We start from the raw sequence: 18,416 nt of genomic DNA on the forward strand, positions 1-18,416 counted from the left end.
CGGGGCCGAGCGCCTGGACGCCGAGGCCGACGTGCGGTTCGCCGTGGCGGGGACCGTCCTGCGGCCCGAGGGCGACCGCCTCCACGACGGCGACCACTACCGGGTGCGGGCGACCGACCACTCGGACCGGGTGCTCTGCCTCTGGCTGCTGGGCGTCGGACTGAGCGGCCGGACCACCCTGGTCACCAACGACCAGCCCAGCGGGATCGCCCTCCAGCCGGACGGCCGCGACGGGGCGGCCTGGCCCCCCGGACCGACCGAGACCTGGTGGCCTCCGGACGTGCCGTACGAGGGCACCCGGCCGGAGCCCCTGCTCCTGTTGATCGGCGACAGCCCCCTGGACGTGAGCCCGCTGGTCTCCGACGAGCGCGAGAGGCGGGCCGGGCGGGCCAGGGGGGAGCCGTTGCCCCGGCTGCTGGAGGAGGTCTGCGACGGGGTGCGGCGCGACTCCCGGCCCCGCTCGGGCGAATTGCTGCGCTACCGCGTGGTGGGCGTCCACGCCGAGGTGGTGCCCCGGCACCGGAAGGCGGGGGAGTGAACCAAGGGGCGAACTGACGCCAGGGGGCGGCGGTTTCGTCACCGTCACCCCCCGGACCCGTCGGCGCGGGTCAGCGGTCCAGCATCGCCGCGATCACCGAGCGCCAGTCCTCACCCGGCCGTTCGACCAGTTCCTCCGCGAGCGCCTCCGCGCGGTAGCGGTGGCGGTGGAGCAGGGGCGCGGAGGCCGTCGCGGCCGCCGGGCGGATCCCGCCGGAGCTCCCCAGCAGCCGGTTCAGCTCGGTCGCGAACTCCTCCCAGCCGACATGGCCGCCGATGGCGTTCACCATGCCGTGCGCGGGCCGCTCGGCGCAGGTCACCAAGGCACGCGCCAGGGCGGCCGCGTGCACCCAAGGGGCCCCGGACCAGGGGGCGCCGGACGCCGGGACGGCCCCCGCCGCCGGCAGCACGACCGGTTCCCCGGACCGGGCCGCCTGGAACAGCGCCCCCGTCGCGCCCCACCTCAGCTGGTCGCGCAACCGGGGGTGCGGCCCCCACACCAGCGGCGCGCGCACCGCGGTCGCCCCGCCCCGACCCTCGGTGCCCGCCGCCTCCCACAGCATCCGCTCGCAGTCGAGCTTGGCCCGCCCGTACGGGGTGAGCGGTTCGGCGGACGGCGTGTCCTCGGTGACGTCCACCACCGGCGGCCTGCCGTACGCGTCCACGCTGCTGACGAAGACGAACGAACCCTGACGCCAGCCGTCCAGCAGCGCCCGCATCGCCGCGACGTCCACCTCGGGCGAGGTGAACGTGCACGCGGAGTGGATCACCGCGTCCACGCCGGCGACCGCGTCCCGCAGGCTCCCGGGGTCCGCGAGATCGCCCTCGGCCACCTCGATCCCGTCGCCCGCCACCAGGTGCGCCGACTCGGGCCGCACCAGCGCGCGAACCGGCCGCCCCCGGGCCGCCAACTCCCGTAGGACGAAGGCCCCGACCCCACCGGTGCCGCCCGTGACCAGGACCGTTCCGGCCTTGGTGGGCCCCCGGCGAGCGCCGCCGGAGCCGGCCGCGGCCGTGAGCTTCCGCTGCTCCGCCCGCTCGTCCAGCAGCGCGGCGAGCGCGCGCGGGGTGCGGTGCTCCAGGACGTCCAGTCCCGTCAGTGGCAGGCGGAGCCGCTCACGCAGCCGCTCCGCGACGCGGACGGCGAGCAGGGAGTGCCCGCCCAGGAAGAAGAAGTCGCCGTCGGGGCCGGGGTCGTCGCCCAACAGCTCGCCGAACACCGCCGTCACGGCCTCGCCCCGCGCGCCGAGCGGCGCGGCGGGAAGCCCGTCCACCGGACGGTCCACGCAGTCGGCCGTCCCGCGCGACAGCGGCCGCCCGGGATCCGACGCCACCTCCGTGAGGAGCGCGGCGAAGGCGTCCAGCAGCCCCTGCGCGGTCGCCTCGTCGAGCCGCCCCCGGTCGTACTGCACCAGGGCGCGCGGCCCGGTGCGGTCCGTGGCCTCCGCGACGTAGAAGCCGAGGCCGAACTTGGCCGTCCCCAGGTCGATGTCGACGGGCTCGCACTCCGTTCCGGCGAGCCGCAGCCCCGACGGCTTCGGCAGGACGTCGGCGGTCACGCCGACCAGCGGATTGCCGTCGCCGTCGCGGGCCGCCGCGCCGAGCCGGCCTGTGACCAGGTCGAAGGGGACGTGGCGGTGGCCCTGCGCTTCGAGCAGGTCGTCCCGTACCCGCGACAACAGCTCCCCGAAGTCCCGCGCGCCGGACAGGTCCGTGCGGATCGCGAGGGTGTTGACGCACAGGCCGACGAGATCGCGCCACCCGGCCCGGTCGCGGTGGCTGCTCGCGCACCCGATGACGAGGTCCTCGCCGCCGGTCGTCTCCAGCAGCGTCGCGAACGCACCCGCGAGCACCACCGTGAACAGCGTCGACCTGTGGTCCCGGCCCACCGCGCGCAGTCCTTCGAGGGTCTGCGCCGTCAGGGGCGTGGTGAGGACGTGGCCCTCGCCGCGGCTGCCCGCGGGTGCCGCGACCCGGGGCAGGGGCACGGGCCGGGCGCCCGCGAGCCGCTCGGCCCAGTACGTCAGGCCGGTGTCGAGCGTCGCGGCTCCCTCCGCGCGTTCCCGGCGGGCGAAGTCGGCGTACTGCGGCGCGCCGGCGTCCGTCTCCCCGCCGGGGCCCTGCCCGTCACGGCCCTCCACGGCCGCCCGGTACCGGGCGTCGAGTTCGCGGGTGATCACATCGAGCGAGCCGCCGTCCACCGCGATGTGATGGAACGTCAGCAAGACCGTGTGGTCCTCGGGCGCGTGCCGCACACAGAGCACGCGCGGCAGCGGCCCGGCGCCCAGATCGAACGGGCGCGCCGCCTCGACGGACAGCTCACCCTCGCCACCGCCCGTGGCGTCCACGACCCGTACCGGCACCGGCCCGGCCGTCATCACCTCCTGGTAGGGCTCGCCGTCGTCGTGTGCGTACCGCGTGCGCAGCACCTCGTGGCGGCGCACCAGCCCGGTGACGGCCTCGGCCAGGGCGTCCAGGTCGAGGGGCCCGCGCACCCGGGTCGCGAACGGCACGTTGTACAGGGCGCCGCCCTGGCCGAGCCGGTCCATCAGCCACATCCGGTGCTGGGCGTGCGAGAGCGGCGCGGGTCCCGCGGCGGGCGAGGCCGTCGGGGTCGCCCGGCCCGTGGCGGCGGCGGTCCGCTTGCGTTGGCGGGCGAGGCGGAGCAGCGCCTCCTGGCGTGCGGCGTCGGGGACGGTGGTCATCGGCCCTCCTCCCCATCGGCGTCGACGTCCGCTCCGAAACGGCCGAGGAGCGCTTCCTCGATCAGCGCGGCCTGTCCGGTCACCGTGGGCGCCGCGAAGAACTCGGCGAGCGACAGCTCGACGCCGACGTCCTCCCGCAGGTCGTCCACGATGCCGAGCGCCATCAGGGAGTGGCCGCCGAGGTCGAAGAAGTCGGCGTCCGGGGTGTCGACCGAGCGGTCCAGCGCCCGGGCCCACGCCTCGGCCACGGCCTGCTGGATCGGGGACAGCGCCTGCCGCGCGTCCGGGGCCTCCCCGGACCCGGCGGGCTGCGGAAGGCCGGGCACCGGCTGTTCGGCCAGCGCGCGGCGGTCGACCTTGCCGTTGGCGGCCAGCGGCAGATCGTCCACCACGGACCAGCCGTTGGGCAGCAGGTGCGCGGGCAGCCGCTCGGCCAGATGGGCGCGGAGCGCGGCGACCGTGAGGTGTCCGCCGTCGACGGGCACGACGAAGGCGACGAGCCGCGCGTCCTCCGGCGTGGGCCGCAGCACGGTGACGGCCGCGTCCGCGACCCGCGGGTGGGTCCGCAGCGCGTGCTCGATCTCGCCGGGCTCGATCCGGAAGCCACGGATCTTGAACTGGTCGTCGGTCCGGCCGTGGAAGTCCAGCACGCCGTCCGGGCGGGCCGACACGAGGTCACCGGTGCGGTAGATCCGTCCGGCGGTCGGGTGGTCGACGAAGCGTTCCGCCGTGAGGTCGGGCTGCCCGAGATAGCCCCGGGCGAGCTGGGAGCCGCCCAGCCACAGCTCCCCGCGGGTGCCCGCGGGCACGGGGGCGCCGTGCTCGTCGAGGACGTGCGCCGTCGTCCCCGGGACCGGGCGGCCGATCGGCGGCGGGCCGTCGCAGTCGGCGTCCCGCACCCGGTGGGTGGTGGCGAAGGTCGTGGCCTCGGTCGGCCCGTACCCGTGGACCAGCTCCAGCCACGGGTGCGAACGCAGCACGCTCCGGGCGTGCCGGGCCGACATCGCCTCGCCGCCGACGAGCACGCCGCGCAGCACGTCGAAGACCGGCGACCGGCGGTCGGCCAGGTGGTGGAAGAACGCGGTGGTCAGCAGGGCGACGGTGACGCCCAGCCGCTCCACGTCCCGGGCCAGCCCCTCCAACGAGTGCCGGTCGGCGGTGGAGACGGCCACCGCCGCGCCGTTCGCCAGCGCGACCCAGACCTCGAACGGGGACGCGTCGAAGGTCTGCGCCGAGTGGAACAGCACCCGGTCCCGGGGGGTGACCGTCACGAAGTCCGGCGCGACGGTCAGTCCGGCCACCCCGCGGTGGGTGATCGCCACGCCCTTGGGGCGGCCCGTCGAACCCGAGGTGTACATCACGTACGCCACGGCGTCGGGGTCGTACGGGTGGGGCGGGGCCGGGAGATCCCCGTCCGGCCACGGTGCACCCGTGTCGGCGATCCCGGCCGAGGACAGGGCCAGCGCCCGCCCCGCCGGTATGCCCGCGGCCTCCAGCAGGTCCTTCTCGCCCAGCGTCAGGGCGACCCCGGCATCGGCCAGCATCGCGTCCGTACGCGGCCGGGGATACGTGGGGTCGAGGGGCACGTAATGGCCGCCCGCCCACCAGACGGCGAGCTGGGCGACGACGACGCCCACCGAGTGCGGCATCAGCAGCCCGACCGGGGTGCCGGTCCGCACGCCCCGGGCGCGCAGCACACCGGCCAGCCGCCGGGCGGCTTCGGTCAACTCGCCGTACGTCAGCGTCAGATCGCCGTCCAGCACGGCGAGACCCCGCGGTGACGCCTCGGCATGGGCGGCCACCCTGCCGAGCACACCGCCGTCGGCCGGGGCTTTCGAGGCGGCCGCCCGAGGCGCGGTCCGGGCGGCGACGGCCACCGGCGCCGGGACCGCCGGGGATGCCGACTGCCCGGGGGTGTCCGTCCGCTTGCCGTCCAGCAGCGCGGCCAGGGTGCGCAGATCGGGCTGCCGCAGCACCTCCGGTGCCCGCAGCCGCACGCCGCACTCCTCCTCCAGGGCGGCCAGCAGCCGCGCGGCGGCCAGGGAGTCGCCGCCGCTGCCGATGAAGTCGTCCTCCGGGCCGATGTCCGGCCGGTCGAGCAGCGTGCGGCACAGCCGCACCACCAACTCCTCCGAACCGCAAGGCGCGGTCTTCGTGGCGGGCGCGGTGCTCGGGGTGTGCGGGGGAGTCGTCTCCCGCGGCACCTCCCCGGCCAGCAGTGCGGCGCGGTCGACCTTGCCGTTGGCGTCGAGGGGGAAGGCGTCGACGTACCGGACCGCCGCCGGTACCGCCTGTTCGGGCAGCCAGCCGCGCACGGCCGTCAGCAGCTCCGCCCCGGCCGGTGCCGGCCCGCCCGGTACGAGCAGGACGTACGCGATCAGCCGTACCGCGCCGTCGACTCCGGTCGCCGCCGCGACGACCGCCCGCCGGACCCGGGGGTCGTGCTCGAACGCGGCCTCGACCTCGGCCGGTTCGATGCGCGCCCCGCGCACCTTGACCTGGTCGTCCAGGCGGCCGAGGAACTCCAGCACGCCGTCGGCCCGCATCCGCACCCGGTCGCCGGTGCGGTAGACCCGCTCGGTCCCGGTCATCCCCGTCGGCGGTGCCACGAAGCGCCGGGCCGTCAGTTCCTCGTCCAGGTAGCCGATCGCCAGTCCGGTGCCGCCGATGAGCAGTTCACCGGGCTCGCCGCGGGGCACGAGGTGCCCGGAGGCGTCGGTGACACCGACGACGGTGCCGTCCAGCGGCAGCCCGATGGGCGGCGGCGCCCCGGCGTCCCCGTCGTCCGCGCCGGCGCCGTGCGCCGCGTCGCCCGTCGGGTTGAGGGCGTGCGCGGTGGCGACGACGGTGGCCTCCGCGGGGCCGTACACGTTGTCCACCAGGGCGGTGACGTCCGCGGCCGGCCGGTGGCGCATCCGGTCGCCGCCGACCGAGAGGAAGCGCAGCGCGGGAAGCCGCGGCCACGGCCGCTCGAACACGGTCTCCGCGAGCGGCGTCGGCAGGATCGCCACCGTCACCGCCGCCCGCCGCCACCAGTCGGTGAGGGCCTGCGGGTCCCAGCGCACCTCGTCCGGGGCGACGCTCAGCGCGCCACCGGAGCACAGGGCGGCCCACAGCTCCAGGACGTGCGGGTCGAAGGAGACCCCCACCAGCAGACTGTGCCGGTCGCCCGGGCGGGCGCCGACGCGGTCGAGATACCAGCGCAGCCGGGCGGCCAGCGCGGCGCCGTCCACCGCGACCGCCTTGGGCGTCCCCGTCGACCCCGAGGTGAGCACGGCGTAGAAGGAGCCCGCGGGCGCGGCCGTCCCCGTCGCCCGGTCGCGCGGGGCGAACGCGGCGACGGCCTCCGTCGCGTTGGCGCCGGCGACGGGCAGGGGCAGCGGCAGCCGCTCACCGGCGGGGTACGCCGCGGGCAGCACCTCGGGCGCCCCGACGAGTGCGGTCACGCGGAGCCCGCCCGTCACGGCGGCGAGCCGCCGGTCGCCGGGGCGCGGCCCGAGGGGGAGGTAGACGGCGCCGAGCCGGGCGAGGGCGACGGCCGTCGCGGCCAGGGCCGCGGAGCGGTCCAGGCACACCCCGACCAGGTCGCCGGGGCGCACCCGGGGGCGCAGCGTGTCGGCGACCCGCTCGGCCAGGGCGTCCAGTTCGGCGTAGGTCCAGCTCAGCTCCCCGTCCTCGACGGCGGTCGCGGACGCCGCATGGCGGACCCAGTGCTCGAACCGGGCCAGGACGTCCCAGCCGTCCGCCGCGGTGGCCGGGCCGTGGGCGACGCTGAGCCGCGGTGCGCCGTCCGGTGCGTCCGGACGGGACGCGTTCACTGCAGTGGTCATGATTCCTCTTGACGAAGTCGAATGGGTCGCGCGGGCCGCGAACAGGGCGCGGGGCGCGCGGGATACGGGAGGGGCGAGGGCGGCGCGGTGGCGCGCGGAGGGCCGGCGGCTCAGCCGAGGCCCATCGCCCGGGCGACGATCACCTTCTGGATCTCCGACGTCCCCTCGATGATCGTCATCATCCGGACGTACCGGTACAGGAACTCCAGCGGATGGCCCCGGACCCAGCCCGTCGCGCCGTGCACCCGCAACGACCGGTCCACGACCCGGACGGCGGTCTCGGAGGCGGTCAGCTTGGCCAGCGCCGCGTTCTCCGGCGTCTCCACGCCCTCGTCCACCAGCCGCGCGCACGCCAGCGTCAGCAGCTTGGCCGCCTCGACCTCCGCGCGACTGCTCACCAGGTGCTCCTGCACGTGCTGGTACGCGCCGATGCGCTCCCCGAACGCCCGCCGCTCACGGGCGTACTCGACCCCCAGCCGCAGGGCGTACTCCGCGATGCCGTTGCACATGGCGGCCACCACGAGACGGCCCCGGGAGAGACTGTCGATGCCGTTGCCGAGGGCGGCGCCGATCCCGGCCTCGCCGCCGACGACGGCGTCGGCCGGCAGCCGCACCTCGTCCAGCACCAGCTCGTACAGCTGCTCGCCCGACATGCCGTCGTAGGCCTGCCCGATCCGCAGCCGCGGGTGGTCCATCTCCACGACGAACGCGGTCGGCCCCCCTTCCTTCGTGCCCGCACCGGCCTGGGCCACGACGATCGCGAAGTCCGCGTGCCCGGCGTTGCTCACGAACGTCTTGCGGCCGGACAGCACCCACTCCCCGCTCTCCTCGCGGGTCGCGGTGCTGGTGAGGTGGAAGGCGTCCGACCCGGCGTTCGGCTCGGTCAGCGCCAGGCAGCGGGTCGCCTCGCCGCGCACCAGCGGCTTCAGATACCGCTCGACCTGCTGCTCGGTGCCCTGCCGCAGCAGCGGGCTCGGCCCGTCCGAACCCGCCAGCGCGTACGGGGCGAGCGGGCAGCCGCTGCGCCCGGCGGCGTGGTGCAGCAGCACCACGGCGCTGAACGGCATGCCGGAACCGCCCAGTTCCTCGGGGTAGTCGCCCGCGTAGAAGCCGAGCTTCGCCGAGCGGCCGCGGACGTACGCCCGCAGGTCGGCGGGCGGCAGATCGCCGTCCTCCGGCAGCTCGGCCGCCAGCGGCACCAGCTCGCGGCGGACGAACGACTCGAAGGAGTCGACGAGTTCACGGTGCTCCGTCTCCAGGACGGACGAGGGGGCGGTGCTCATCGGGTCGCCTCCGTGACGGCGCGGGCCTGGTCGGCGAGGACCGGATGCTGGAAGAGGACCCGCAGCGGCGGGCGGCCGCCGAGCCGGGGCTCCAGCCACGCGGCGAGCTGGGCGGCCAGCAGGGAGTGCCCGCCCACCTGGAAGAAGTGGGAGGACGGCGAGAAGCGGTCGTGTCCCAGCACTTCCCGCCAGCCCTCGCTGAGCAGCGCGACGGCCGGGTCGGCGGGTTCCGCGGACGCCTGCTCGGCCACGTGGTCGAGCGGCAGCGCGGCGGCCGTGCGGGTCAGGGCGGCGCGGTCGGGCTTGCCGCCGGGCAGGGTGGGCATCTCGTCCAGCCGGATCCAGCGGCCGGGGACGAGCGCGGCGGGCAGCCGCCCGGACAGGGCGGTGTGCAGGGCCTCGGGGCCCCCATCGCTGGGTGACTCGGTGCGGGACTCGAAGAAGCCGATCAGCCGCGGCCCGCCGGACGCCTCCCGGTCGAGGACGACCGCGCAGGACCGGCCGCCGAGCTCGGCGGACGCCGCGGCCTCGACCTCCTCCAGCTCGATGCGGTAGCCGCGCAGCTTGATCTGGTTGTCGCGGCGGCCGAGGAAGACCAGGCGGCCCTCGCGGTCGCGGTAGCCGAGGTCGCCGGTGAGGTACACGCGCTCACCGTCGAGCGCCGGTACGGTCACGAACCGGGCGGCCGTGGCCTCGGCGGCCTCGGCACCCCCGAGGTACCCCTCGGCGAGATGGGCACCGCCGATGGCGAGTTCACCGACCGCGCCCCACGGCAGCGGACGACGACCCGCGTCGAGGACGTGGACGGCGACGCCCGGCAGCGCGCTGCCGAGCGGCACCTCGGCTCCCTCGGCGAGCTCCGCCCGGTCCACCTCGTGGACGGTGGAGGTGACGGCCGCCTCCGTCACCCCGTAGGCGTTCAGGACCGTGACGGCGTCGGCATCGGCGGCGCCGAGCAGATCCCGCAGCGCACCGGCAGGCAGCCGCTCGCCGCCGCACACCAGGAGCCGCGGCGACCAGCGCCCGTCACCGAGCGCGTCGCGCAGCTCCTCGCGGACCGCGAGGAGATAACTCGTCGGCAGGTTCGCGACGGTGACACGGCGGGCCGCCAGCACGGCGATCAGCTCCGCGGCCGTCGGCACCTCCCGCTGCGGTACGACGAGGGTGGCGCCGGCCAGCAGCGACGGCAGCACCTCCTCCAGTGCCACGTCGAACGACGGCTGGGCGAACAGCAGCACCCGGTCCGCGGAGGTCAGCGCGTACCGCTGTGCCACGCCCGCGGTGAAGCCGGCCAGCGCGGCCCGGCCCACCACGACGGCCTTGGGCAGACCGGTGGAGCCGGAGGTGTGGATGATGTACGCCGCGCCCTCGATCCACTCGGCCGGCTCGGCCTTGGGGAACTCCGCCGCGTCGAGCAGGGCCACCGGCAGACCCTCGGCGGGCAGGGACAGCGCGCTCTCCCGGTCGGTCAGTACGAGCGCGGGCCGCAGTCGCGCCAGGAGCGTCTCCAGGCGCGCGGCCGGGTCGTTGGGGGAGAGCGGGGTGTACACCGCCCCCATGCGCAGACACGCGAGCAGGGTCACCACGGTGTCCACACCGCGCGGCAGCACGGCCGCCACCGGCCGGCCCTCCGTGACGCCCGCCGCCCGCAGCTTCCCGGCCAGCTCCTCGACCCGGCGGTCGAGCTCCCCGTACGTGATCTTCAGGGCGCCGCTGACGATCGCGACGGCCGCGGGGTCGCGCCCCGCCACGGGGTCCAGGGCCGCCCCGGACGTCACCGACACCGTCCCGCCGTCCGCCGGGCCCACGACGGCGGGCGCGGGGGCGAGTGCGGCGAGCGGCGCCGTCGGCGCGTCCAGATAGGCGCGGACGAGATCCAGGAACCGCTCGGCGAGCAGCTCCGCCGTCGCCCCGTCGAACAGGTCACGGTCGTAGTCCCACACCAGCGTCATCCCGGCCGCGCCCTCGCGCGGGCCGACCGTGCGCCGGTCGTCGGGGAGCAGCACGAGGTCGAGGTCGAAGCGGGTCGTGCCGGTGTTGAAGCCCTCGAACAGCGACACCTCCAGGCCCGGCACCTCGATCTGCGGCAGCGCCGCGTCGTGCGCGCTGAACATGACGCTGAACAGCGGGTTGTCCGCACCGGAGGTGTGCAGCCCCAGCGCCCGGGTGAGGACCTGCACGGGCACTTCCTGGTGCGGCAGCGCGCGGATCAGACGGTCGGTCACCTCGTCCACCATCGCGTCGGCACCGGCCGCGGGGTCCAGCCGCAGGCGCAGCGGGATGGTGTTGACGAACATGCCCGTGGCGCCCTCGAAGCCCTCCGGGCGGTTGCCGACCGCCGTGCCGACGACGAGGTCGGCGCGCCCGCTGTGGCGGCGCAGCAGTTCGGCGAAGAGCGCGAGCAGCGTGGAGAACGGGGTGTGCCCCTGGGCGCGGCTGTGCGCCCGCAGCCGCTCGGCGAGGCCAGCGTCGATCGGCTGGCGCAGCTGGCCGCCCGCGTGCCGGCGCCGCACACCGGGCCGGGCGAGCCCGGGCAACGGCAGGTCGAAGGCGGCGTCGGTCAACTCGCGCTGCCAGTACGCGAGGCTCGCCTCCCGCCGCTCCTGCCGGCCCGGCCCCTCGGCGGCCCGTACGTGCTCCTCGTACGAGGGAGCGGCCGGTAACTCGACCGCCTCGCCCAGCACCCGCGCCCGGTACACGGTGAACACGTCGCGGAGCAGGATCGCGAACGAGTGCCCGTCGTGGACGAGGTGGTGCTCGACGTGGACGATCCGGTGGTGGCCGGCGCCGAGGCGGACCAGACACCAGCGCAGCAGCGGCGCCTCGAAGACGTCGAGGGGCGTCTCGGCCTCGGTGCGCAGCAGCGCCTCGAACGCGGCCTCCGGGTCGGCCTCCTGGCCGAGGTCGACGGTCCGCACGCGGGGCGTACAGCCCTCGCGGACGCGCTGGCCGGGCAGCGCGCCGGGGTTCTCGACGAGTTCGAGCCGCAGGCCGGGGTGCCGGTCGAGGGCGGCGGCCAGCCCGTCGCGGAGCGCGCTCTCGTCGAGCGTGCCCAGCAGGTCGATGGTGGCGGTGAAGTTGTAGGCGCGACTGCCGGGCAGCATCTGCTCGTGCAGCCAGACGATCTCCTGGGATGTGGAGAGTCCGAACATGGTCAACCCTTCCGTGGGGTGGTTGGAGGGGCCCGGTGCCCGCGTCGGGTGGACGCTGGGCCGGGGGCAAGTGAGGGGAGCGGGCGGCCGGAGGGGCTCAGCCCACCGGTGCGTGCCCGAGGGTGTGGGCGCGCAGGGTGTCCAGCAGGGCGGCGAAGGCGTCCTCGGCGACGGGGTCCGGCACGACGCCCCGGTCCCATGCCATCCGGACGAGGAGGTCCGTGCCGTGGGAAACGGACACGGCGAACGGTGCCTGGACGGGCCGGCCGTCGATGTGCGTCTCGTGCCCGGTGGCGTCGCCCAGCCGCAGCGGGGGACGGCGGTGCAGGTCCTCCGAGGTGAGCAGCCCGTCGAGCCGCCCCGACCAGGGCACCCCGGCGGTCCGGGCCGCGTGCACCACCTCGTCGATCGGGGCGTCGGCGTGGTCGAGGTCGTCCCACCACGACACGGTCCGCTCGTCGAGGCCGCAGGCCGTGGCCGGGTGGACCACGGTGTTGAGGAAGCAGCCCAGGACGGGCTGCGCCGCGGCGGGCCTGCCGCCCCACGGATAGCCCAGGGCCGGGACCCGGTCCGGCCCGTACAGCGTGCGCGCGGCGGCGGCACAGGCGTCGAGCAGGACGGGGAAGGCGGTCCGGGCGCCGTCGGGCGCGCCGGGCAGCCGGTGCAGCACGGCGCCGGTGCCGGCCCGGCCCTCCCCGCCGCGCGGGGCCGGGGCGGGGCCGGCGGCCGGGCGGAGCGCGGCGAGCCGCCGGGCCCAGTAGGCGACGGACCGCTGCCCCGACGCCCGTGCCTCGGACTCGAGTTGCAGGTGCACGGCCTCGCGGTAGGCGGCCAGCTCGTCCGCCGCCCGGGTCCCGGGGACGTCCCCGGGACCGAGCCCGTCGCGGTAGGCGTCGGTGAGATCCCCCATGACCTTGCCGATGGACGCCTCGTCGCAGGCCGCGTGGTCCATGACGACGGCGAGGACGTCACGGTCGCCCGCCGTGTCGGTGGCGAGGAACAGCCGCAGCGGCGGGCCCTCGGCCGCCCATGTGCCGAGCGCCCGGCGCAGCGCGTCGGCGGCGCTCTCGCCGGGGCGCGGCTCCACGCGGTCCACCCGGGCGTCGGGCTCCCCGAGCAGCTGCACCGGGACTCCGCGCAGCGTTTCGGGGCGGGCCCGCAGGGCGGGGTGCAGGGCGGCGAGGTGCCCGGCCGCCGCCCGCAGCCGGTCGGGGTCGACGGACCCGCGGGGGAAGGCGAAGAACAGCGGTACGAGATCGGGCCGTCCGGCCGGGTCCATCCGCCGGGCGAGCAGGAACCGCCGCTGCGCACCGGTGACCGGGAGCGTCCCGGCGGCCCGCGCCGCGTCGTCGGCGATGTGCCGGTATCGGTCGAGGTACTGCGAGGTGATGCTGCTGGACTGCACGATGTCCTCCCGCACGCCCGGGGCGCGCTGACTCGTGAGACGAAGGGGGGGTGAGGGGGCACGTTCGACGGCCGCGCTGTCGGAGCGTCCGAGCGGTCCGCCACGGGTCCGCTGCGGGCCCGCTGCGAGGACGCTTCCGGGCGGCGGGTGGGGTGGTGGAGCCCTAGGTGCCGGACACGGCCCGGCCCTCGGCGGCGGGTGCCGGCAGATCGCGCAGGCGCCGCAGCGGGGAGAGCAGCAGGGGCAGGGGGACGAACAGGAAGCCCGCGGCGCACACCCATACGGCGGCGCGCGGCCCGGCGGCGGAGGCGACGGCCCCGCCGAGCAGGGCGCCGAGCGGCATGGTGCCCCAGACCATGAAGCGCAGGGTGGCGTTCATCCGCCCGAGGAGCGCGTCGGGGCACAGCAGTTGCCGGAAGCTGACCTGGGCGACGTTGTAGACCACCGCGCCGAAGAAGACGGCCGCGGAGGCGACCGCGAACCAGACGGCGGCGGTGCCGTGTCCGGCCAGCGGCCACAGCAGCGCGAACGGTCCGGTGACGACGGGCGACAGCCAGATGACCCGGGCCTGGCCGACCGTACGGGCGAGCGTTCCCGCGCACAGCGCGCCCGCCAGCCCGCCGACCGCCGAGGCCGACAGCATCAGCCCGAGCACCGCGGGGGGCAGGTCGAGCTCCCGCACGAGGAACACCGTCTGTACGGACATCAGCATCGCGGAGAAGAAGTTCGCGATCCCGGTGGCGCAGGCGATCATACGGAGGATGGGGTGGCGCAGGACGAACACGAGGCCCTCCGCGACCTGGGCGCGCAGCGGGACGCCCGTGACGGGCGCGGGCTGCGGCTCACGGGCGCGGATCCCGCGCAGGAAGAGCGCCGACACGAGGTAGCCGATCGCGTCGGCCAGCAAGGCGATGGGTGCTCCGAGCAGTTGTACCAGGGCGCCGCCCAGCCCCGGCCCCGCCACCTGGGCGGACGAACGGGCCGTCTCCAGGGCGCCGTTGCCCGCGACCAGCTGCTCCCGGGGGAGCAGGCCGGGCAGATAGCTCTGGTGCGCGATATCGAAGAACACGGTGGCCACACCGGTGACGAGGGCGGCCACGTACAGCTGCGCCATGGTCAGCGCCCCGGCCCATGCCGCGAGCGGCAGGCTCAGCATCGTCACGGCCCGTACGACGTCGGTGCGGATGAGCAGGGGCAGCCGCCGCATCCGGTCCACCCAGGCTCCGGCGGGCAGGCCGACCAGCAGGAACGCCGCGGTCTCGGCGGCGGTCAGCAGTCCGACCTCCATGGGGGACGCGTCGAGTTCGACCACGGCCACCAACGGCAGTGCCACCACGGTCACTTGAGCGCCGACCTGGCTCACCGCCGCCCCGGAGAGCAGTAATCGGAAGTCGTAGTTCCGTAAGAGCCCTGAGCACACGGGCTTCACTGACGAGGACATTTGGCAGACATTTGGTGATGAGAGTGGTGTGAGTCAAAAACATCCGGGTACTTCCGGACAGTTTTGTTCGTAATGCGGACAACGGGTGATGACATTGTGACGAACCGTTTCGTACTGTTGCTTGAACGTCACCCAGGGTGGCCTGCGGCGGAAGCGCTTTCTGCGGTTCTGGTGCGCCGAGGGAGGCCTGATGTTCGAATGTCCGATAGTCGGTGCTGTGCCCGGGGTGGAACGGTTCAAAGTGGTGACACCCGGGCGGCTTTGAGATAAGCGGCTTTGTCGGGAGCGTCCGGGAGCGTCCCGGACGCCTTACAGCTCCAGGTCCGCCTGCACCGGCAAGTGATCGCTGGGGAACTGCCCGTCCTGCTGGAAGACGTTGATGGCGGCGCGCCGGGTCCGCACCCGGGGCGAGGTGAGGATCCAGTCGATGCGGTCGCCGTCCGGCACGAGCGGCCGGTAGCCGTGGAAGGTCGCGTACCGCGCGCCGCGCTGGTCGGCCGTGTCCCAGGAATCCACGAGCGAACCCTGGTCGAGCATCGTGTCGTAGACGGGGTTGCCGTGTGCGGCGACGTTGAAGTCGCCGGTGACGATCCGGGGCAGGGCCGGGTCCAGACCGCGCAGCCGGGTGGTGATCAGCGCGGCGGAGCGCTCACGCGCGTACTGGTGGGCGTGATCGAGATGGGTGTTGAGGACGTAGAACTCACCCCCGGTGCGCAGATCGCGGAACCGGACCCAGGTGACCATGCGGATCACGGTGTTGCCCCAGGTCGCGGAGCCGATCAGATACGGGGTGTCGGACAGCCAGAAGTGGTCGTACGCGACGGGGGTGAGCCGCCGCACGTCGTGGAAGACCGCCGTGAACTCGTCGCGGCTGCCTCCCGCGCGGCCGGTGCCGAGCCAGGCGTAGCGCGGCCCGAGATCGTCGGCGATGTCGCGCAGCTGCGCGTACAACCCTTCCTGGGTGCCGAGGAGGTGAGGGCGCTCGTGGCGCAGCAGCGCGCGCATCACGGGCCGGCGCTCGGCCCAGGTGTGGGGCGGGGTGTCGGAGGCGTAGCGGAGGTTGAAGCTCATCGCACGCAGCGGACTCCGGCCCCCGCCGCCCCCGGCGGGCCCGGGCGCGGCCGACGCGGCCACGGCCCGCAGTGCCGTGCGACGGTCGAGAGGAGCGTGCGCGAAGGCGGTCACGGCGTCTCCAGGGTCCGGGCGAGGTCCGGGTACCGGAGAATTCTCATGCGTCACACGGGCCGCACGCAACGGTGCCGCGGGTGGCACGCGCGGGGGAGTGACGGCGTTCGTCGATGCGAGGGCGGCGAGCGGTCCGCTCGGGGACGGCCGGCTCGCCCGAGGCCCTGCGCACAGGTCAGGGACGGCCCGACGGCGTTGATCCGGCCGCCGTCGGGAGGCTTCTCCGTCGCCGAACCGGACGGGCGCTGCTCCTCGCGCCGACACCGGCCCGGCGGGCACGCTCCGCGCCCGGCCGTGGGCCGTCACCGCTTCGGCAGGCGGCAGCCCACCGCGTGGACGGCCAGCATGCCGGCCACCGTCCTCGACCAGGGGAACTGCTCCGCGCGGGCCCGTGCGACGGCGCGGCGCCGCTCCTCCGGCCCGGCGAGCACGGCCGTCACGGCGTCCGCCATCGCCAGCGGGGACGTGGGCACCGCCAGCCCCGCCCCCGGGACCAGCAGTTCGCGCGCGGCGCCCGCCGCGGCGGTGACCACCGGGGTGCCGCACGCCAGTGCCTCCAGAGCGGACAGACCGAACGACTCCACCGGGCAGGGGACCAGCGCGACGTCCGCCCGCGCCGTCAGCCGGGCGACGGCCCGGCGGTCGGGTACATGGCCGTGGAAGCGCACCGCCAGCCCCGCGGCCCGCCGCTCCAGACGGTGCCGCTCCGGGCCGTCGCCCAGCACGTCGAGCCGGGCGTCCACGCCGTGCCGGGCCAGCACGCGCAGGGTGTCCACCGGCAGATGGGGGTACTTCTCGGCCGACAGCCGCCCGGCGTAGACCAGTCGCACACCGCCCCCGCCCCCGGGCCGGCCGGCCGACGGGGCGAACATCTCCAGGTCGACACCGAGCGGCACCCGGTGCAGCGCCGGCGCCGCCACGCGCGCGAACTCCGCGCCGGAGAAGGCCGAGGTGGCGACCACGGCGTCGAAACCGGACACCAGACGCCGGTTCCACCCGTCGGCCAGGCTCCGCAACGGCACCCACTCCGGCACCCGGGGAGCCAGGATCGCGTCGATCCGCTCATGGGAGAGCAGAACCGTCCGTATCCCCCGCGCCCGCGCCCACCCCGCCGCGCGGACCGCGGTCAGCTTGTCGGAGACCTCGACCGAGTCCGGTGCCAGCCGGCGCAGCACTTCGGCCACCCCGCGCGGCGAGTGCAGTACGCGGTAGCCACCCCCCACGGGCAGCCCCGGCAGCGTCACCCGCAGCCCGTCGACGGCGTCCCGCACCCAGCGCCGCCGAGCGCCCGGCACGATCAGCACACGGTCGTGCCCCGCACGGACGTAGCCCCGGCCGAGCGCGTCGAGCGTGGTGCGCAGCCCGCCGGAGGAAGGGCCGTAGAAATTGGCGATCTGAACGATTCTCATCGCGTCTCAGCCCACGTCCTCGACGGCGGTCCGGCGGGTGCGGACCAGGTCGGCGTAGGTGCACGGGCGCGCCCCCGCCGCGAGAGCCGCGTCGATGGCGTCCAGCGCGCAGCCGCGCAGGCCCTCCCTGGACAGGTCGGCGGGGTGCAGGGCGATCCGGAACGGTCTGCCCCGTCCGGCCCACCGGTGCGCCGCCGCCCGCATCAGCCGGGCGCCGAACCGCTCGCCGAAGCCGCCGGGGCGGTGGGAGAGCGCGACCATGCGGTGCCGGACGCCGGTCCGCAGGTCGCGCACCCCCAGATGGCTGGTCGTGTACTCCAGGCCCAGCTCCCGCAGGGCCGCCACCGCACCCGGGGAGGCGAGCCACCCCGGCGGAGTGAAGCCCCGCGGGCTGATGTCCACCGAGGCGAGGGCGGCGAGCCCGGCCCGCAGCCGCTCGCGTGCCGCCGGCTCGTCCAGCGCGCAGAACTCGGCACACCCACGGGCCAGTACGGAGTTCAGCCACCGGCGGGGGAGCGGCCCGCCGGGCACGGCCTCGTGGGCGTAGCCGTGCAGGGACAGCTCGTGGCCGCGCCGCCGCGCCCGGTGCAGCCAGCTCACCAGGGCCGGGTCCTCCGGCAGACAGGGGCCGCGCCAGGCCCCGGGGACGAGCAGCAGCGTCGCGGGCACACCGCGGGCGTCCAGGTCGCCCAGCCAGCGGCGGCTCTGCGCGAAGCTCCACGGCGCGACGTCGTGCACCGACACCACGAAGGGCGCGCCACCGCCCCGGCCCGCGGCGTTCACCGTGCCACCGGTCCGGCGGCGGCCGGGGCCGTGGAGTCGTGGACGAGTGCCTTGTCCCCCACCGACTGCCCGGGCCGCCGGGCGAACGTCGCGCGCGACCGCGGTTCACGGGCCGGCCGTCTCCCGACGGCGCGCGTCAGCCGTCCGTGCCCCGGGGAGGCAACGCGGCGGGCCGTGTGGGTCGGGCCGTCGGTCCACCGCAGGGACCACTGCGTCACGATCGCTGCTCTCACGGGCTCAAGGATCCTCTCCGGCCGCACCCCGTGGGGCCCGGTGACACGATCGCCGCCACCGCGCGGAGGGGCACGGCGCGTCGGCACGGCTCGCGCGAGCGCCCCGGCCGCCGGGCGACGGCCCCCCCGCCACGCCCCCGCCGCACCGCACGCCCGGACGGGACGCGGCACAACACGCCAAGATCGAATCCTTGCGCGGATTCCTCTACCGGCTCCGCGGCATTGTGTCTAGGGTGGGAGGCGCAGCTGGTTCGCCCCGCCCGCCAGGCGGGAGCGTCGCAAGAGGGAACCCGGTGGGAATCCGGGACTGCCCCGCAGCGGTGAGTGGGAACGACCGCCGTCATACGCACTGGACGCCCACGCGTCCGGGAAGCGACGGCCAGTAGGTGCCCGGCGGCCCCAAGGCCCAGGGTGCGCCCGCGAGTCCGAAGACCTGCCACTGCCCGCACGCCA

11 protein-coding genes and 1 riboswitch are annotated in these 18,416 nt (G+C 75.8%); of the genes, 1 reads left to right on the forward strand and 10 read right to left on the reverse strand.

Going from position 1 to position 18,416, the window contains the following annotated elements; translation table 11 throughout:
* Positions 1-31 precede the first annotated feature (31 nt).
* Positions 32-538, forward strand: a complete 507-nt coding sequence (locus tag FHS38_RS06390; protein WP_184731649.1) for a hypothetical protein — start codon at positions 32-34, stop codon at positions 536-538.
* 70 nt (positions 539-608) lie between these two features.
* Here the strand turns inward: FHS38_RS06390 and FHS38_RS06395 are convergent, their stop codons facing one another.
* From FHS38_RS06395 to FHS38_RS06445, 10 genes are all read right to left on the reverse strand, one after another.
* Positions 609-3,242 carry a condensation domain-containing protein gene (locus FHS38_RS06395; protein ID WP_184731650.1) on the reverse strand — a complete coding sequence of 878 codons (2,634 nt, stop codon included), beginning with the start codon at positions 3,240-3,242 and terminating at the stop codon, positions 609-611.
* Positions 3,239-7,072, reverse strand: coding sequence for an amino acid adenylation domain-containing protein (locus tag FHS38_RS35130; RefSeq protein ID WP_229822546.1), 3,834 nt, complete (start codon positions 7,070-7,072; stop codon positions 3,239-3,241). The genes FHS38_RS06395 and FHS38_RS35130 overlap by 4 nt, the downstream gene beginning before the upstream one ends.
* A gap of 110 nt (positions 7,073-7,182) precedes the next feature.
* Complete coding sequence (locus FHS38_RS06410) at positions 7,183-8,355, reverse strand: acyl-CoA dehydrogenase family protein (protein ID WP_184731652.1); 1,173 nt, start codon at positions 8,353-8,355, stop codon at positions 7,183-7,185.
* Positions 8,352-11,507, reverse strand: coding sequence for a non-ribosomal peptide synthetase (locus FHS38_RS06415; protein ID WP_184731655.1), 3,156 nt, complete (start codon positions 11,505-11,507; stop codon positions 8,352-8,354). Before FHS38_RS06415 ends, FHS38_RS06410 begins: the two co-directional genes overlap by 4 nt.
* Before the next feature lie 97 nt (positions 11,508-11,604).
* Complete coding sequence (locus tag FHS38_RS06420) at positions 11,605-12,912, reverse strand: non-ribosomal peptide synthetase (protein WP_184731657.1); 1,308 nt, start codon at positions 12,910-12,912, stop codon at positions 11,605-11,607.
* A gap of 163 nt (positions 12,913-13,075) precedes the next feature.
* Positions 13,076-14,353, reverse strand: coding sequence for an MFS transporter (locus tag FHS38_RS06425; protein ID WP_184731660.1), 1,278 nt, complete (start codon positions 14,351-14,353; stop codon positions 13,076-13,078).
* A 309-nt stretch (positions 14,354-14,662) separates the two neighbouring features.
* Positions 14,663-15,538, reverse strand: a complete 876-nt coding sequence (locus tag FHS38_RS06430; RefSeq protein WP_184731662.1) for an endonuclease/exonuclease/phosphatase family protein — start codon at positions 15,536-15,538, stop codon at positions 14,663-14,665.
* A gap of 302 nt (positions 15,539-15,840) precedes the next feature.
* Positions 15,841-16,947, reverse strand: coding sequence for a glycosyltransferase (locus tag FHS38_RS06435; RefSeq protein ID WP_184731664.1), 1,107 nt, complete (start codon positions 16,945-16,947; stop codon positions 15,841-15,843).
* Positions 16,948-16,953: 6 nt separating this feature from the next.
* Positions 16,954-17,730, reverse strand: a complete 777-nt coding sequence (locus FHS38_RS06440) for a DUF2334 domain-containing protein (protein ID WP_184731666.1) — start codon at positions 17,728-17,730, stop codon at positions 16,954-16,956.
* On the reverse strand, positions 17,727-17,963 hold the full coding sequence (locus FHS38_RS06445; protein WP_184731668.1) for a hypothetical protein: 237 nt from the start codon (positions 17,961-17,963) through the stop codon (positions 17,727-17,729). Before FHS38_RS06445 ends, FHS38_RS06440 begins: the two co-directional genes overlap by 4 nt.
* Positions 17,964-18,210: 247 nt before the next feature.
* Positions 18,211-18,402: riboswitch (cobalamin riboswitch) on the forward strand.
* Positions 18,403-18,416 lie beyond the last annotated feature (14 nt).

Origin of the sequence: Streptomyces netropsis, assembly GCF_014203545.1 — a bacterium.
Classification (GTDB): Bacteria; Actinomycetota; Actinomycetes; order Streptomycetales; family Streptomycetaceae; genus Streptomyces; species Streptomyces netropsis.

Bases quoted from the DNA above. Each gene is read 5' to 3' on its own strand.
- FHS38_RS06395 (WP_184731650.1), bottom strand. From the start codon at position 3,242: ATGACCACCGTCCCCGACGCCGCACGCCAGGAGGCGCTGCTCCGCCTC.
- FHS38_RS35130 (WP_229822546.1), bottom strand. From the start codon at position 7,072: ATGACCACTGCAGTGAACGCGTCCCGTCCGGACGCACCGGACGGCGCA.
- FHS38_RS06410 (WP_184731652.1), bottom strand. From the start codon at position 8,355: ATGAGCACCGCCCCCTCGTCCGTCCTGGAGACGGAGCACCGTGAACTC.
- FHS38_RS06415 (WP_184731655.1), bottom strand. From the start codon at position 11,507: ATGTTCGGACTCTCCACATCCCAGGAGATCGTCTGGCTGCACGAGCAG.
- FHS38_RS06425 (WP_184731660.1), bottom strand. From the start codon at position 14,353: ATGTCCTCGTCAGTGAAGCCCGTGTGCTCAGGGCTCTTACGGAACTAC.
- FHS38_RS06435 (WP_184731664.1), bottom strand. From the start codon at position 16,947: ATGAGAATCGTTCAGATCGCCAATTTCTACGGCCCTTCCTCCGGCGGG.